This is a genomic window from Streptomyces liliifuscus (assembly GCF_016598615.1).
Classification (GTDB): domain Bacteria; phylum Actinomycetota; class Actinomycetes; order Streptomycetales; family Streptomycetaceae; genus Streptomyces; species Streptomyces liliifuscus.
In genome coordinates, this window is sequence record NZ_CP066831.1 from 4,423,379 (window position 1) to 4,439,670 (window position 16,292).

The 16,292-nt window shown below is 72.9% G+C and carries 10 protein-coding genes; 2 read left to right on the top strand and 8 right to left on the bottom strand.

The annotated features are described in order from the left end of the window. Window positions 1–151 precede the first annotated feature (151 nt). Entirely contained in the window at window positions 152–1,138 is a 987-nt protein-coding gene (locus tag JEQ17_RS18690; RefSeq protein ID WP_200396305.1) for an aldo/keto reductase, read from the top strand. 800 nt (window positions 1,139–1,938) lie between these two features. Here the strand turns inward: JEQ17_RS18690 and JEQ17_RS18695 are convergent. Beyond that, the gene (locus JEQ17_RS18695; protein WP_200396306.1) at window positions 1,939–3,612 is read right to left on the bottom strand and encodes a cell division protein PerM; all 1,674 of its coding nucleotides are present in this window, start codon (window positions 3,610–3,612) and stop codon (window positions 1,939–1,941) included. A gap of 258 nt (window positions 3,613–3,870) precedes the next feature. Here JEQ17_RS18695 and JEQ17_RS18700 point away from each other — a divergent pair, with 258 nt between their 5' ends. Next, on the top strand, window positions 3,871–4,713 hold the full coding sequence (locus JEQ17_RS18700; protein WP_200401577.1) for a SigE family RNA polymerase sigma factor: 843 nt from the start codon (window positions 3,871–3,873) through the stop codon (window positions 4,711–4,713). A 153-nt stretch (window positions 4,714–4,866) separates the two neighbouring features. On the opposite strand, the gene sucD is transcribed toward JEQ17_RS18700, so the two are convergent. The 7 genes from sucD to JEQ17_RS18735 form a co-directional block, all read right to left on the bottom strand. Beyond that, a complete protein-coding gene (gene sucD, locus JEQ17_RS18705; protein WP_200396307.1) occupies window positions 4,867–5,751 on the bottom strand; it encodes a succinate--CoA ligase subunit alpha in 885 nt (294 codons plus the stop codon). A gap of 22 nt (window positions 5,752–5,773) precedes the next feature. Then, complete coding sequence (gene sucC / locus JEQ17_RS18710) at window positions 5,774–6,952, bottom strand: ADP-forming succinate--CoA ligase subunit beta (RefSeq protein WP_200396308.1); 1,179 nt, start codon at window positions 6,950–6,952, stop codon at window positions 5,774–5,776. 441 nt (window positions 6,953–7,393) lie between these two features. Next, on the bottom strand, window positions 7,394–9,415 hold the full coding sequence (locus JEQ17_RS18715; protein ID WP_200396309.1) for a hypothetical protein: 2,022 nt from the start codon (window positions 9,413–9,415) through the stop codon (window positions 7,394–7,396). Between the two features lie 252 nt (window positions 9,416–9,667). Then, the gene (locus tag JEQ17_RS18720) at window positions 9,668–10,810 is read right to left on the bottom strand and encodes a hypothetical protein (protein ID WP_200396310.1); all 1,143 of its coding nucleotides are present in this window, start codon (window positions 10,808–10,810) and stop codon (window positions 9,668–9,670) included. Window positions 10,811–11,070: 260 nt separating this feature from the next. After that, window positions 11,071–12,336 carry a vWA domain-containing protein gene (locus tag JEQ17_RS18725; RefSeq protein ID WP_234048261.1) on the bottom strand — a complete coding sequence of 422 codons (1,266 nt, stop codon included), beginning with the start codon at window positions 12,334–12,336 and terminating at the stop codon, window positions 11,071–11,073. Beyond that, window positions 12,333–15,011 (bottom strand): DUF5682 family protein, encoded by a 2,679-nt coding sequence (locus JEQ17_RS18730; protein WP_234048262.1) that lies wholly within the window; start codon window positions 15,009–15,011, stop codon window positions 12,333–12,335. Before JEQ17_RS18730 ends, JEQ17_RS18725 begins: the two co-directional genes overlap by 4 nt. Further along, window positions 15,008–16,162: an ATP-binding protein gene (locus JEQ17_RS18735; protein ID WP_200396311.1), complete on the bottom strand. Its 1,155-nt coding sequence runs from the start codon at window positions 16,160–16,162 to the stop codon at window positions 15,008–15,010. Before JEQ17_RS18735 ends, JEQ17_RS18730 begins: the two co-directional genes overlap by 4 nt. Window positions 16,163–16,292: the final 130 nt, after the last annotated feature.

The following is a 16,292-nucleotide window of genomic DNA, read 5'->3' on the forward strand; positions in this document are numbered from 1 at the left end:
GGAGGGGCCGTACGTGTGCGGCCGTGGACCGTACGTGGTGCGGTAGTTGGGCCATCCGTGGTGCGGCCATGGGTTGACTTGGAGTGCGCTTCAAAATCCATGCTCCTCTCGACGCCCGCCGCTCGGCGGGCCGTAAGGGGAGGACACCCGCATGCGCTACCGCACGATCGGAACGGCCCCCGGCACCCGCCGTGAGGTGAGCGTCCTGAGCCTCGGCGCGATGCTGTTCGGGACGGTCACGGACGAGGCGACCTCGTTCGCGATCCTCGACCGGTTCGTCGAGGCGGGCGGCACGTTCGTCGACACGTCCGACAACTACGCGTTCTGGGTCCATGGCACACAGGGCGGCGAGAGCGAGGCCCTGCTCGGCCGCTGGCGGCGCAGCCGTGGCATCGGCGACGAGATCGTCATCGCCACGAAGCTGGGCGCACGGCCGCTCGCCCCGGGCACGAGCTACACCGACAACCCGGAGGGCCTGTCCGCCAAGGCGATCCGGGAGGCGGTGGAGGGCAGCTGCGAACGGCTCGGCGTCCCGAAGCTCGACCTGCTGTACGCCCACATCGAGGACACGACCGTGCCCCTGCGGGAGACCGTCGAGGGCTTCGCCGAACTCGTCGCCGAGGGCACGGTCGGGCTGCTCGGCGCGAGCAACCACTGGACCTGGCGACTGGAACGGGCCCGCGGCCTCGCGGCGGCGGCCGGCCTGCCGGGTTACGAGGTCCTCCAGTACCAGCACAGCTATCTGCGCAAGCGCGCCGACCTGCCCGGGCAGCTCTCGCCGGACGGCGACCAGGGCGTGACCGGCGGCGACCTGCTCAGCTATCTGCGCGCCGAACCGTCCCTCACACTCGTCGCCTACACCCCGCTCCTGTCCGGCCGTTACGTCCGCGAGGACAAGCCGCTCGGGCCGGAGTTCGACCACGCGGGCACTCCGGCCCGGCTGGCCGCGCTCCGCTCGGTCGCCGAGGAGACCGGCGCGACGGTCAACCAGGTCGTCCTGTCCTGGCTGATCGACGGCGAGGTCCCGGCGATCCCCCTCGTCGGCTGCTCCTCGGTGGCCCAGCTCAACGAGAACCTGGCAGCGGTCGACCTGGAACTGACGGCGGAACAACGGGCCCGCCTGGACGCGGCCCGCTGACCCGCGTCAGTCCCTCCGGTCCCCCTGCCCCGGGGGATCGGCAGGGCCGGACGCCTTCTTGAGAGCGGCCCAGCGCGCCTCACGCGAGACATCGTCGTGCCAGAGCGATCCGAAGGAGTCGGAGGGAGGCAGAAAGTCGTACGGCTCGAAGTCGGGGTCCGGGGCGGCACGGCGAGTCTCGACGGGCGTGACGGGGACAACAGCCGCCCCCTCCGACCGCCACCGAATCCGCATACGCCCGAACCAACTGGTTCGCGGGGTGGGTTGAGTGCCTTGGAGGCCCTGAGTGCCCTGAGTGCGCGGGGGCGGCGGGGGTTCGGTGGGGAGTTCGGGGGATGTCCGGGGGTGGAAGGGGGATGCGGGCGGCTCGGGGGCGAGGGGCTGGTGGGCGAGGCGCTCGGGGGCGATGGACTCGGGGCGAAGGGCTTGCTCGGAGGGCCCGTCGGTCGGGAGCCTCCCTCCTGACCGCTCGAAGTCCGAGGGCACGGTTCCCGACGGCTCGTGGGCGTGGGAGGGGAACAGGCCTCCCGTCGGCTCGGAGCTCGGAAGGTGTGCCTGCGGAGCCTTGGCCGACGGCTCCCGGACCAGCGGCTGATGAGCCGGGGTCGCCCGACCCGAAAGCTCACCGGCCGAAAGCTCATCGATCGAAGGTTCATCGGCCGAGAGCTTCGTGCCCGAAGGCTCGCGAACCGAAGGCCTCGCACCCGCAGGCTTCACGTCCAGAGGGTCACGAGCTGCGGGATCCGGTACCAGAGGCCAATCCGCCGAAGGCGCCGAGCCCAGAGGTTCATGCACCGGAGTCATCCCGCCCACAGGCTCATGGACCGAAGCCTTCGGGCCCCCATGTGTCCGGCCCACATGCGTCTGGCCCGCCTGTCCCTGAGCCCCGTGTCCCTGAACCTCATGTCCCTGAACCCCATGTCCCGGCACCAGCGGTTCCTGCGCCCCCGCCCCCGCCCCCAAGGCCTCCGCACCCGGCCGGCCCACCCCCAGAGCCCACCGCCGCGCGCGACCCGTACTCGGGGCGCCCGCGGCACCCGTACTCGCGGCGCCCGCGGCACCCGTACTCGCGGCTGTCGGAGTCGCCAGGTGCGCAGGATCAGGGCGGCCGGGACGCCCGCCACCGCGGTCCACGCGGCCGCCGCGGGCCCCGTCTGCCACCAGACGGGGCCGAAGTCGGTGAGGGCGTCCGAGCCGAGGGGGCCGCCCGACAGGGCGGCGAGCACCGTGAGGGCCAGTCCGCAGAGGAGGGCCGCGAGGGCCGCGTTCCCGGCGGTCCGGCCGGGCGACCAGGCCTCACCACGGTGGGCCGCCACCGGAACCCGGACCGTCCCGTTCCCGTTCCCCTTCCCACTCCCCTCGCCCTTCGCCTCTCCCCCCTCCGCGTCCTTCCGCCCCGGCACCCCCGCCCTCACCGTGAACCAGGCCACCACCACGCCCGCCGCCAACGGCACTGCCCCCGCCGCCCAGTTCAGCGGGGTGCCGGGACCCGCGCCCGGAACCGCCGCCAGCAGGGGAAAGGGCGGCAGCAGCGGACCGGGGGACGACATCAGGGGATCGGCCGCGTGCCCCGCGCCGAGGACGAAGCCCGGGCCAAGGGCGTACGCGGCCCCCCACACCGCCGCGTTCGGCACGAGGGCCAGCGCCAGCAGCAGTACCGCGAACCGTCCCGACCAGCTCTCCGTGAGATGCAGGAACGACGCGCGGGCCAGACCTCCGTGCCAGACCAGTGAGGCGCCGACCAGCACGGCCCCGCCCCCCACGAGCACCGCCGCCCCCGCACTCGCCGCGCGCACGGCGGCCGGGAGCCGGAACCCGGGGGCGGAGAGGACGAATGAGGCGAGGGGGAGGCCGCGAAGAGCCCGGCGTACGCGTGGCGGCAGAGGCCCCCGGGGGCGCCCGTACGCCGTCCACGCGCCCACCCCCGCCGCGGTCACCGCGAGCAACGGCAGCCATACGGCGACCGACGCCCAGGACGGCCGCAGCGCACCGCCCGAGGCGTACAGGGCCGCGGCCGTGCCGACCGTCAGATAGCCCGCGACGACACCGACCCACGCCGTACGGACGGCGGGCGGTGCCGACTCCTCGTCGCCGTCCGCCGCGTCGCGCCCCGCGCGGTGCAGCAGCCACGCGGGCAGCACGACCAGGAGCAGCGGGGTCACGCCGACCGGCGCGGGTACGCCCGACAGCGTGTCCGTACGGACGAGTTCGCAGCCATGGGCGAGCAGCCACAGCCCGGCGGCGACATGCAACGCCCCGTCAGGACCACTGTCCGGGTAGGGCGAACTGATCCAAAGGACCGTCACCAGTACGGTGAACGCGGCCAGTCCGAGCCCCGCGGCGAGCGCGCCGCCGACCAGGCTCGCGGCCAGTCCGGGCGACCTCCCGCGCCATCGGGCCAGCAGGGCCGGCTTGGTCAGCAGGGTCGGCGGGGACGGGCTGCGGTCCGGACTGCGGTCGGTCGTCTGGGTCACGCGGCCATGCTCCCAACGACACGCGCTTTCTCCTCGTAACAGGCGAACCCCGGATGTGTCGCTCAATATACGTTTTATGTACTTTTACGTACGAAGGGGCGCCCGGTGACGCAGACCCCTGCCTGCCCGCCGCCGCTTCCGGAGGCCGAGGCCGAGGACGGGACCGAGGTGAACACCGAGGCGAAGAAGCAGGCTGAGAAGCAGCCAGAGAACCAGGCGGAGAACCCGGCCGAGAGCCAGACGGAGAACCCGGACGGGATCGAGGCGGAGGACGACTTCGAACCCGCTCCAGCCGCCCCCGCCCTGACGCCAGGTCAGGCGTTCGACGCGCTCTACTCCTACGCCGCCCCCGCCCTCGTACGGCAGGCCTATCTGCTGACCGGGCGGCGCGAGTTGGCGCGCGAGTCCGTGGAGCGGGCCTTCCAACTGGCGTGGCAGCGCTGGCCGGAGGTGGCGGTCGACCGGGATCCGGCGGGCTGGGTACGGGCGGCGGCGTACGAGTACGCGACGTCCCCCTGGCATCGGCTGCGTCTTCGGCACCGGACTCCCGAGCCACCGCCCGCCGCCCTGGACGACCGCCGGCTGCTCTCCGTGCTGCTCAGCCTGCCGCCCGCGTACCGCCGCACCGTGCTTCTGCACGACGGTCTCGGCATCGGGCTGCCGGAGACCGCGGCGGAGTCGGAGGCGAGCACGGCCGCGGCGGCGGGCCGGCTGCTGCACGCGCGTGACGTCGTCGCCGCGCGCGTGCCCGAGCTGGCGGACCCCGAGGAGCTGCGGCTCAGGCTGACGGAGCTCGGGAGCAAGGAGTCGCTGCGGACCGCCGCGAAACCCGTCGTGGTGCGGTCGGGAAGCGAGCGCCGCGCCCGGCGCTGGACCCGCGCGGCCATCGCCTTCACGGTCCTGCTCATCGGGTCCACCGCGTTCACGCTCCGCACGGCTCCCGACCACTACGAGGCCCCGCAGGCGCCCGCCGCGACGATCAGCGGGGTTCCGCCGCGGTCGGGTCCCGGTCCGCTGTCCGCGGAGGAGCAGGAAGTCCGCACCAAGCTGCGCTCGACGTTCCAGAACGGTCCGGAGAGGCTCCGCCCGGAACTCCGCTGAGGAGCGTGCGTACGAGAACTTCCGGGCATACGGGGACGCGGACGGGCCCGCACCCCTGGAGAAGGGGTGCGGGCCCGTCCGCGTACAGGCTGCGCATCAGCCGTCCGGAAGCTGTGCCGGACGCTGCGCCAGAAGCCTTGCCGGGAGCCGTGCTCAGCCGGCGAGGATGGCGCGGGCCAGCTTCGCCGTCTCGGTCGGGGTCTTGCCGACCTTGACTCCGGCGGCCTCCAGGGCCTCCTTCTTCGCGGCGGCCGTGCCGGAGGAGCCGGAGACGATGGCGCCGGCGTGGCCCATGGTCTTGCCCTCGGGCGCGGTGAAGCCGGCGACGTAGCCGACGACCGGCTTGGTCACGTTGGCCTTGATGAAGTCTGCCGCGCGCTCCTCGGCGTCGCCGCCGATCTCACCGATCATGACGATCAGGTCGGTGTCGGGGTCGGCCTCGAACGCGGCGAGCGCGTCGATGTGCGTCGTACCGATGACCGGGTCGCCACCGATGCCGACGGCCGACGAGAAGCCGATGTCACGGAGCTCGTACATCATCTGGTACGTCAGCGTGCCGGACTTCGAGACCAGGCCGATGCGGCCCGGCTTCGTGATGTCGCCCGGGATGATGCCGGCGTTGGACTGGCCCGGCGTGATGAGGCCGGGGCAGTTCGGGCCGATGATGCGGGTCTTGTTGCCCTTCGACTTCGCGTACGCCCAGAAGGCGGCGGAGTCGTGGACGGCGATGCCCTCGGTGATGACGACCGCGAGGGGGATCTCGGCGTCGATGGCCTCGACGACGGCGGCCTTGGAGAAGGCCGGCGGCACGAAGAGGACGGACACGTTGGCGCCCGTCTTCTCGATCGCCTCGGCGACCGTGCCGAAGACCGGGATCTCGGTGCCGTCGACGTCGACCGACGTGCCGGCCTTGCGCGGGTTCACACCGCCGACGATGTTCGTGCCGTCGGCCAGCATGAGCTTGGTGTGCTTCATGCCCGTGGAGCCGGTCATGCCCTGGACGATGACCTTGCTGTCCTTGTTGAGGAAGATAGCCATGGCTGTGGTTTTCCCTCGTCCCTTACTTGGCCGCGGCCAGCTCGGCGGCCTTGTCGGCCGCGCCGTCCATGGTGTCCACGCGCTGCACCAGCGGGTGGTTGGCGTCGGACAGGATCTTGCGACCCAGCTCCGCGTTGTTGCCGTCGAGACGGACGACCAGCGGCTTGGTGACTTCCTCGCCCTTGTCGGCGAGCAGCTGCAGCGCCTGGACGATGCCGTTGGCGACCTCGTCACAGGCGGTGATGCCACCGAAGACGTTGACGAACACGGACTTGACGTCCGGGTCGCCGAGGATGATCTCCAGGCCGTTCGCCATGACCGCGGCGGAGGCGCCGCCGCCGATGTCGAGGAAGTTGGCCGGCTTCACGCCACCGTGGTTCTCACCGGCGTACGCGACGACGTCGAGGGTGCTCATGACGAGACCCGCGCCGTTGCCGATGATGCCGACCTCGCCGTCGAGCTTGACGTAGTTGAGGTTCTTCTCCTTGGCGGCGGCCTCGAGCGGGTTGGCCGCGTCCTTGTCCTCGAGCGCCTCGTGCCCGGGCTGACGGAAGTCGGCGTTCTCGTCGAGCGAGACCTTGCCGTCCAGCGCCAGGATGCGGCCGTCCTTGGTCTTCACCAGCGGGTTGACCTCGACGAGGAGCGCGTCCTCGGCGACGAAGGTCTCCCACAGGGTCACCATGGCCTCGGCGACACCCTCGGCCACCTCGGCCGGGAACTTCGCCTGGGCCACGATCTCGCGGGCCTTCTCGATGTTCACGCCCTCGACGGCGTTGACCGGGACCTTCGCGAGGGCCTCGGGGGTCTTCTCCGCGACCTCCTCGATGTCCATGCCGCCCTGTACGGACGCCATGGCGAGGAAGGTGCGGTTGGTGCGGTCGAGGAGGTACGAGACGTAGTACTCCGCCTCGATCTCCGGGGACAGCTCGGCGATCATCACCTTGTGGACCGTGTGGCCCTTGATGTCCATGCCGAGGATGTCGGTCGCACGGGCGACCGCCTCGTCGGGCGTGGCGGCGAGCTTGACGCCGCCGGCCTTGCCTCGGCCACCGACCTTCACCTGGGCCTTGACGACGGACTTGCCGCCAAGCCGCTCGGTCGCCTCGCGGGCTGCCTCAGGCGTGTCGATCACTTCACCGGCCAGCACCGGTACACCGTGCTTGGCGAAGAGGTCCCTCGCCTGGTACTCGAACAGGTCCACGCGCGTCCGTCCCTATCAGGTATCTCGCGGTTCGTTGTCTGCGTGGGCGTGCCGCGAAGGGCAACGTGACTGCGCGGTCACAAGGAGGGCGTGGGCACGGTGGCCGGCACGCGGCATGTCCGCCTCGCAGGTTATCCCCGCTCGTGGTGGGGTCGTAAATCGCAGATCACACCTGGGCGGTGATTACGGTCACAGATTGCCAGTTTAAAGGGCCTCACCAGGCTGGGGTTTGCCTGGTGAGGCCCCTCGAACAGCCCCTAACAGTGACCTAAGGGGCGTAGGGCGGGCGGTCCCCACCCCAATGAGGACCGCCCGGCCCTGACCGCAGGGTTTCGGTCGCACGGACCGACGGATTTCGGCCGTACGTGGCCGTCGCCCTGCGGGGTCGGGTGGGTGCCGTACGACCGGCCGCCGGGCACGGTCGCAGGGCGGGGGCGTCCGTCAGACGCCGTAGGGGGAGCCGTACTGCCCGTACTGCCCGTGCTCCCCGTGGTGGGTGGTCGGCGCGTGGTTCGGGTTGACCTCGTACTGGGCCGTCGGCAGATAGCTCGGGGTGACGGACCCGGCGACGTCCTCGACCCCGTCGACGGCGTTTTCGGCCAGCGGGCCGGCGGCCGACCCGACGGTTCCGGTCACGTTCCGCCCGAAGGGCCCGACCTGTCCGGTCACATCGGCCGCGAACGGGGCGACCTCGCCGACGACACCGTCCGCGAAGGGGCGTACGTCGCCCGTGACGCCGTACGCCAGCGTCGTGGCGCTGCCGCCGACCCCGTCCACTACGGGCCGGACGTACTGGACGACCGTGTCCACGACCGGCCGCACCGCGTCGACGGCACCCTCGGCGAACGGCGGCACCTGGCCGACGACTCCCCGCGCGAACGGGTCGACCTCGCCGACCACGCCGTACGCGAGCGGCGGCACCTCTCCGACGACACCGGTCGCGAAGGGCCGCACGTCGCCGACGACACCGTCGGCGAGCACGGTCGCGTCACCGACCGCCCGCCCGGCGACGGGCACCACACCGTCCACCGCCGTGGCGACGACGGGCGGCAGGACGGATTCGACGGTCTCGTCGGCGACCTGGGCGACCACGGCCGTGGCGTACGGGGGGACGTCCGCGACCACGCCGATGGCGTACGGGGCGACCTCGCCGACGACACCGGTCGCGTACGGGCCTACGTTCCCGACCACGCCCGTCGCGTACGGGGTCACGTCACCGGTGACTCCGTCGGTGTACGTGCGCACGTCGGCCACGACCTCATCGGCGAGGCCGGTGGCGTTGCCCACGGCCCGACCGGCGACCGGGACCACTCCGTTCGCGGCGCCGGTCGCGACCCGCGTAACTCCGGTCACGGCCTGGTCGGCGACGGGGGTGACCCCGCCGACGGCCCGACCGGCGATCGGGGTGACCCCGTGCACGGCGGTGGCGGCGACGGGCGGCACGGCGGTGGCGGCCGTCTCGTCGACGACCGGGGTGACGGTCTTCTGGATGTCGCCCTGGACGCCGCGGACCGTGGAGGGGAGGCCGGTGACGGTGGCGGCCGCGTCGGCCTTCACCGAGGTCACGGTGGCCTGGGCCCGGCCGCCGAGCGTGGCGACGGTGCCGTGGACTTCGGCGGTGGTGCCGTGGACCTGGGTCCTGGCCCCGGCGACCGTGTTCTGGAGATGGGCGGGGGTGGTGTCGAGGGTGCCCTGGAGCTGGGCGGGCACTCCGTTCACGGTGTCGCGGGCGCCGGGGACGGTCCGGCCGGCGGTGGCACCGGTCCGGCCTGCGGTGGCGACGGTCTGCCGCATCTCGGCACGGGCGCCGGAGGGGACGCCGGTGGCGGTGCGCCGGGCCGCCCCGAGCTTCGTCTGCGTGGCGGCGAGTGCCTGCTCCAGCTCCGGCGCGAACGCGGAGAGGGGGCCGAAGAGGTAGTCGACGTCGCCGTGGGGGTGGGGGTGGGGGCGGGGGCCGGTGGCGTCGGACAGTGCGTCGGTGGCCGTGGCGGTCGCTTCGGAGGTCGGGTTGGCGGTCACGTGGGGGGTCTCGTTGGGGGTCACGTTGGGGGTGGCCGTCCGCACGGTCCCAGCGACGGGGGTGGTCCGGGCGCCCTGGGCGACGGACTCGGTCCGCGTGACCTGCTGCGCCGACAGTTCGGCCTCGACGTACCGGCGGGCCTGGTCGGCCGCCTTCGTCTTCGCGTCGACGGTCGGCTTCGCCTTGGCGGTGGTGTCGGCGACCGTGTCCTGCGCCTTGACGGTCGTACCGCCGGTGACGTCTGCGACGTCGGTGAGGGTGTCCGCGGTCGTGTCGGTGACCGTGCCGACCACGTCGTTCACGTCGTCCACGGAGAGGGACGCGTCGGGTACGGAGGCGGACGTGGCGGGGAGTTCGTCCGCGCTGGCGACGGCTGAGCCGAGCGCCCAGGCGCCGGTGACGCCGGCGGCTATGACGATGGAACGGCGAATGTTCTTGTGCATGCGTGCGTCAGTCCTTCGGAAGACCGAGAGTTCGGGACGGTGTGTGGGGGGGGGAGGGACCGGGCGTCCGGAGGGGCCGATGCACCGCGTCGGTTGGGGAGTCGAGCACCGACGGCCTTGGCAGCGGCCAGCATCCGGGGCGTGTCCGGCCGATCGCGTCCGGAGGCATCGGAGGGATGTCGGATGTCCGGACGGGCACGGGCAGACCTGTTCCGCCCCCGCGCGGCAGGTCTCAGCGGGGGAAGGCCGGCCCTAGCCGGGGAATGCCGGAATGTCCCGGTGCCTGTCCCGGGTCCCGGCCGCGGTGACGTCCGCGGCGGCGCCGGGCACCAGCGTCGGCCGGGCCCTCTCGTTCAACGCGACGGCCTGCGCGTCGCCGTGCCGCGGCGACCCGTTGTCGCCCGCGGAATGACGCCCCAACGCACCCGTGGGGTCGCCGTCGGGAACCTGGTGCACGGGCGCCTGCACGGCCCGCGTGCCCCGGGTGCCCGCGTGGTGGCGCACATCGTCACCGGCCGCCGCGAGACCACCGGCGAACCGCGGCCCGTACGCCGTCGCCACGCTCTCGTCGTGTGACTGCTTCTCGGCCGCCCGGTGGTTGTCCGTCGCCCCGCCGGGCTGCTGCGGCGCCGCACCGGCCGGCAGGGTCTGACCGGGAACCGCGGGCAGCGGCAGCCCCGGCAACTCGGGGAGCCCGGGAAGGCCCGGCAGCGTGGGCAGTTGAGGCAGCGACGGCCACCACTGCGGCGGAGCCGGCCGCTCGCCCATCCCGCCCGTGATCCCGCCGGTGACCTGATCCACCAGATCACCGATGGGCCGGACGACGTCCTCGGTGACCGGGCGCACCACCTGCTCGGTGACCGGCCTAACAACGCGCTCGGTCACCGGCCGCAGGACAGGCTCGGCAACCGGCCTTACGACTCGCTGCACTTCGTCGGTCACGGGCGTGACCGCCTTGGGAAGCCCAGGCTGTTCGGAACCGGAACCAGAACCAGAACCGGAACCGGAGCTGGTTCCTGGGCCGGAGGCCGCGGTGGAAGCGGTCGGCAGCGGGGCGGTCGGCGATGGCGAGGTGGCCGACGAGGCGATCGCGGGTCGGGAGTTCGAGTCCGGGGACCGCTCTCCGATCCGCGGCTGCTCCGTGCCCTTCGCGAGCTGGATCCGAATCCGCAACTGGGTCTGCGTCTGCTCGGCCGAACCCGTCACCACGGCCCGCACAACCTCTGCGTGCTGCGAGGCCGGCGCGACACCGTCCGCCGCCCGGGACTGCTCCCCGTAGAGGAGCCCCAGCACGAACAACCCACCCACCAGAAGCGCCACTTGCAGCGCACGCCGCCCCGCCACCGTGCGCGTCACGCGCAGAGCGGCATCGGGCAGTACGGCTGACAGGGCCAAGGCGGGGAGAGCCTCCCGTGCGGAGGGACGAGGTGAAGCGAGAGGGGGTGAGGCAGGGTGGAGTGGAGCGGACTGGGGCGCGGCTACGAGGCTGCGCGCCCCCTGAAGACGCGCCGATCCTTGCACGGGACTCCCGAGGTCGCGCAAGTCCCCTGTTACCGATGGATACTCATGTCCGCTTTTTCCGTCGTCTTTCGGCTCCCCTGCGTCGGCCCCGCCTCCGGCCGGCCTCCGACCCGCGTCCGCCCCCGTCGCCGCCCCTACTGCCCCGGGCTCCCGGTGTCCGGTATCGGCAGCGGGCGCTTCTCGATCGCCGCCGCCATCACCTCCGGGAAGAGGTCGGGCGTACAGGCGAACGCCGGTGCGCCCAGCGCCGCGAGCGCCGACGCGTGCTCACGGTCGTACGCGGGAGCCCCCTCGTCGGACAGCGCGAGCAGCGTCACGAACTGCACCCCCGACGCCTTCATCGCCGAGACCCGCTTGAGCATCTCGTTCCGGATGCCGCCTTCGTAGAGATCGCTGATGAGGACGACCACGGTGTCGGCGGGGCGTGTGATCTGCGACTGGCAGTACGCCAGTGCCCTGTTGATGTCCGTCCCGCCGCCGAGTTGCGTACCGAAGAGCACGTCGACCGGGTCGTCGAGCTGGTCGGTGAGGTCGACGACGGCCGTGTCGAAGACCACGAGCCGGGTGTTGATGGACCGCATGGAGGCGAGGACCGCGCCGAACACCGACGCGTACACGACCGACGCCGCCATCGAACCCGACTGGTCGATGCAGAGAATGACCTCCTTCTTCACCGACTGCGACGCCCGCCCGTACCCGATGAGCCGCTCGGGCACGATCGTGCGGTACTCCGGCAGGTAGTGCTTGAGGTTGGCCGAGATCGTTCGGTTCCAGTCGATGTCCTGATGGCGGGGCCGGTTGATACGGGCGCTGCGGTCGAGGGCGCCGGTGAGCGTGGCCCTGGTGCGGGTCGCGAGCCGCTTCTCCAGGTCCTCGACCACCTTGCGCACGACCGCCCGTGCCGTCTCCTTGGTCGTCTCGGGCATGGCCTTGTTGAGCGAAAGCAGCGTGCCGACCAGGTGGACGTCCGCCTCCACCGCCTCCAGCATCTCCGGCTCCAGAAGCAGGGTGGACAGGCCGAGCCGGTCGATGGCGTCCCGCTGCATCACCTGGACGACGGAGGACGGGAAGTACGTCCGGATGTCCCCCAGCCAGCGGGCGACGGACGGCGCGGACGCCCCGAGCCCCGCCGAACGCTCCCGCCCCGCCCGCGCCTTGCCCCCCTTGCCGTTCCCGTACAGCGCGCCGAGCGCCCCGTCCATCGCGGCGTCCTGCCCGGTGAGCGAGCACCCGGTGCCGTCCGCCTCCTCCCCACCGAGCACGAGCCGCCAGCGGCGAAGCCGCTCGTCGCCGGCAGTGGCGCCGACAGCGGCACCGCCACCCGCTGGATCAGGCGCGCTGCCCGGCTCGGGCGCCGCGGCTCGATCGGTCGCTCCCGTGTTCACCGCTCCCTCGCTCATCGGCCCACCCCCACAAGGTCGTTGTCATTGGTGCTGGTGCCATTGGTGCTGGTGCTGGTGCCATTGGCGCCGGTGTCATCGGCGCCGGTGTCGTCGGCGCCGGTGTCGTCGTCCGGACCCAGCAGCAGCCGCAGCACCGGCAGCACCGCGTCGGCGCGTGCGGCGTCGAGGTCGGGAGCGAAGCCGGGTATGCCCGAGGCGGTGGCCGTGGCGCTGCCGCGGGTTCCCGGTCCGCGTCGGACCAGTTCGCCGAGGGTGCGGCGCACTCCGGGCTCGTACGCGGAGAAGGTACGCCTCAGCAACGGCAGCACGTCGGTGAACGCGTCCCCCGGCACGCCGGTCAGCCAGGCGTCAACCAGCCCGAGCAGCCGCTCGTCGTGCACGAGCAGCATCCCGCCCCCGGAGCCCCCGCCGACGAAGCCCTCGATCCACGCCGCCGCGTCCGCCGGCTCCGTCCCCGGCGACAGCACGAGCCCCATGAGCCGCGCCGCCTCCTCCTGCCCCAACTCCCCGTCGTCCAGCAGCAACCGCACGGACCGCCCCCGGATGATCCCGGGAACCGTGTCCCGCCCGGAGAGCGTGCGCAGAACACCGTGCCAACGGCCACGTATCCCGCCACGGTGACCCGGATGGAATCCGGGACGGGGCCCGACCGAGCCTCTCGACACGCCTCCCTCTGCCCCATCGACTTCCTCTGGCTCCTCTGGCTCCTCTGGCTCCTCTGGCTCCTCTGGTCCGTCTGGTCCCTCGGAGTCCTGATGGCCTAGCGCGGAGCCCACCTCGTCCCGCGCGGGGTTGCCCTCGCCCCGTGCGGAGTCATCCTCGTCCCCCTCTCCCTCCCCCAGCAGCCCCACCGCCCCGTGCACCGCGTCCACATGCCCGCGCATCTCCTCCGCGGCGTCCGCGTCGAGTGCGGCGCAGGCAGGGGGCAGCCCCACGAAGACACGCTCGGCGAGCCCCGCGGCGACCTCGGCCAGGGCCTGCGTACCCGTGCCGCGCACGTCGCCGTATCGGAGGGAGCGGACCAGGGCGGGGAGCGCCTGGGCGAGGTGCCCGACATCGGCGTCCAGGGCGGCGCGGTCGGCGAGGATCCGCATCACCACCGGGAGCGCGTCCGGGAGTTCGGCGAGGAGGCAGCGCTCGGCGAGGCCCGTGACGTCGGCGAGGGACCGGGCGCCGACGGCGTCCGCCTCGGCCTTCGCGGTCGCGGCGGCGAGCACGGTCGTGCCCCACACGCCGGCCTCGGCGACGCGCACCGCAAGCTCCGGCTCCCAACGCAGCCGCCAGGTCTCCCGGAACGTACCGGTGCTGCCGCGCGACGCGGTCGGCTCGCCCCACTCGATGCCCAGGAGCCGCAGCCGGTGCAGCAGCCTGCTGCGCTCGGCGTCGTTCTCCTTGCGCAGGTCGAGCTCCAACTCCCGCTCCTGCGCCTCCGGTTTGAGCCTCAGCCGTCGCTGGAGCCGGTCGAGGTCGCGCTGCAGCGGCACGGCGGGCGCCGCCGCGGGCACCTCGCCCAGGACGTCACCGACGACGAGCCGGTCGTGCACGAGCGCGAGCGGCACGTCCGAGCCCTCGCACATCACGGCCCGTACGGCGTCGGTGGTCTCGGTCAGGCCCGGCAGGGGGCGGCCCCGCATCGCGGCGAGCGTGTCGGCGAGCCGCACCGCCTCGATGACGTGCGCGGACGAGACGAGCCGGTCCTCGTCGCGCAGCAGCCGGGCCACCTTCGTCATCCAGCGCTCGATCGGGCGGTCGGCGGCGCCGAACAGGTGCCCGTACCAGCCCGGTGAGTCGATCCCCGCGCCGTAGCCGCTCATCCGCGACAGCCGCCGGTGGGTCCAGGGCACCCAGGTCATGTCGGCCTTGGCCTTGGGCAGCCCCTTCAGCAGTGCCCGGTCGGCGGCGACGGTGGTCCGCTGCCGCAGTGCGGGCACGTGCCAGGCGCCGCACACCACGGCCACGTCGTCCCCGAACTCCCGCTGGGCCGCCCGCACCTGGAGCCGCATGTACGCCTCCCGCACGAGGTCCCGCTCGTGTCCCCCGGTCCCGAACGCCTCCCGCAGCGCCTCCATCGCCTCGCCGAGCACCTCGAACGGCGCGAACGCGTCCCCGTCGCTCGCCCCCCGGTGCTCGATCACGTCCTCCCACCACCGCTCGGCGTCGTCGTACCCGGCGGTCTCGGCGAGGACGGCGAGCGGGTCGATCCGCACGGCCTCCTCGGGCCCGGACGGAAGTCCGCCCGGCTCCCCCTCCCCCTCTTGATCCCCCGGCCGCTCCCCCTTCTCCAGTGCTTCCTCCGGTGCTTCCTGCTTCTGTTCCTCCCTCTCCTCCCGTCCCCATGCCAGCGTGTGCGCGGCCGGGAGGTCGATGAAGCGGGCCGGCACCCCGTGGTCCAGGGCCCAGCGGATGGCGACCCACTCCGGCGAGAACTCGGCGAGCGGCCAGAACGCCGACCGCCCCGGTTCGTCCACGACATGCGCGAGAAGGGCGACGGGCGGCCGCATGTCCTCGTCGGCGGCCAGCGCGATCAAGGCGTCGGCCTCCGGCGGCCCTTCGATGAGTACGGTGTGCGGGCGCGCCGCCTCAAGCGCGGCCCGTACGGCCCGGGCCGAGCCGGGCCCGTGGTGCCGCACCCCCAGCAGCAGGGGCCCGGTCCCCCCGTCGCGGTCGCTCACGCGCTCACCTCCCGGCAGGCGCGGTAGAAGTCCTTCCAGCCGTCGCGCTCGCGGACGACCGCTTCCAGGTACTCCTGCCAGATGACGCGGTCGGCCGCCGGGTCGCGGACGACGGCACCGAGGATGCCCGCGGCGACGTCGCTCGCGCGCAGGACGCCGTCCCCGAAGTGAGCGGCGAGGGCGAGCCCGTTCGTGACGACGGAGATCGCCTCCGCGGTGGAGAGCGTGCCGCTGGGCGACTTCAGCTTCGTACGGCCGTCGGCGGTGATGCCGTCGCGCAGCTCGCGGAAGACCGTGACGACTCGGCGGATCTCGTCGACACCGTCGGGCACCGCGGGCAGATCGAGGGAGCGGCCGATCTGGTCGACGCGGCGCGAGACGATGTCGACCTCGGCGTCGGCGCTCTCGGGCAGCGGCAGGACCACCGTGTTGAAGCGGCGGCGCAGGGCACTCGACAGGTCGTTCACCCCGCGGTCGCGGTCGTTGGCCGTGGCGATCAGGTTGAAGCCCCGGACCGCCTGCACCTCCGAGCCCAACTCCGGGATCGGCAGGGTCTTTTCCGACAGGATCGTGATGAGCGAGTCCTGTACGTCGGCGGGGATGCGGGTCAGTTCCTCTACCCGGGCCGTCATCCCCTCCGCCATGGCCCGCATGACCGGGCTGGGCACCAGCGCGTCCCGGCTCGGGCCGTTCGCGAGCAGCTGCGCGTAGTTCCAGCCGTAGCGGATCGCCTCCTCCGGAGTGCCGGCCGTGCCCTGCACGAGGAGGGTGGAGTCGCCGCTGACCGCCGCGGCCAGGTGCTCGGAGACCCATGTCTTGGCCGTGCCGGGCACGCCGAGCAGGAGCAGGGCCCGGTCGGTGGCGAGCGTGGTGACGGCGACCTCGACGATGCGGCGCGGGCCGACGTACTTCGGCGTGATCACCGTGCCGTCCGGCAGTGTGCCGCCGAGCAGATAGGTCGCGACGGCCCACGGCGACATCCGCCAGCGGACGGGGCGAGGGCGGTCGTCCTGCGCGGCCAGGGCCGCGAGCTCGGCGGCGAACGCGTCCTCGGCGTGCGGCCGCAGCGCCTCGCCCTCCGCTGCTTCTCGTGTGTGCGCGGAGTGGTGCTGGCTCGGTTCGACGGACGTCGGGTCGACGGACACGGACATGGAGCGGTCCCCCTTGCGGCTCGGCCGGTTCGGATCTGGTTCCACCGTGCCCTACGCCACTGACAATCGGCCCTGACCTGCGAAAACGCCCTCGTCGCGGCCGATTGTCAGTGGTGGGATCTACCTTCGA

Bases quoted from the DNA above. Each gene is read 5' to 3' on its own strand.
- JEQ17_RS18715 (WP_200396309.1), bottom strand. From the start codon at position 9,415: ATGCACAAGAACATTCGCCGTTCCATCGTCATAGCCGCCGGCGTCACC.
- JEQ17_RS18735 (WP_200396311.1), bottom strand. From the start codon at position 16,162: ATGTCCGTGTCCGTCGACCCGACGTCCGTCGAACCGAGCCAGCACCAC.
- JEQ17_RS18690 (WP_200396305.1), top strand. From the start codon at position 152: ATGCGCTACCGCACGATCGGAACGGCCCCCGGCACCCGCCGTGAGGTG.
- JEQ17_RS18725 (WP_234048261.1), bottom strand. From the start codon at position 12,336: ATGAGCGAGGGAGCGGTGAACACGGGAGCGACCGATCGAGCCGCGGCG.
- sucD (WP_200396307.1), bottom strand. From the start codon at position 5,751: ATGGCTATCTTCCTCAACAAGGACAGCAAGGTCATCGTCCAGGGCATG.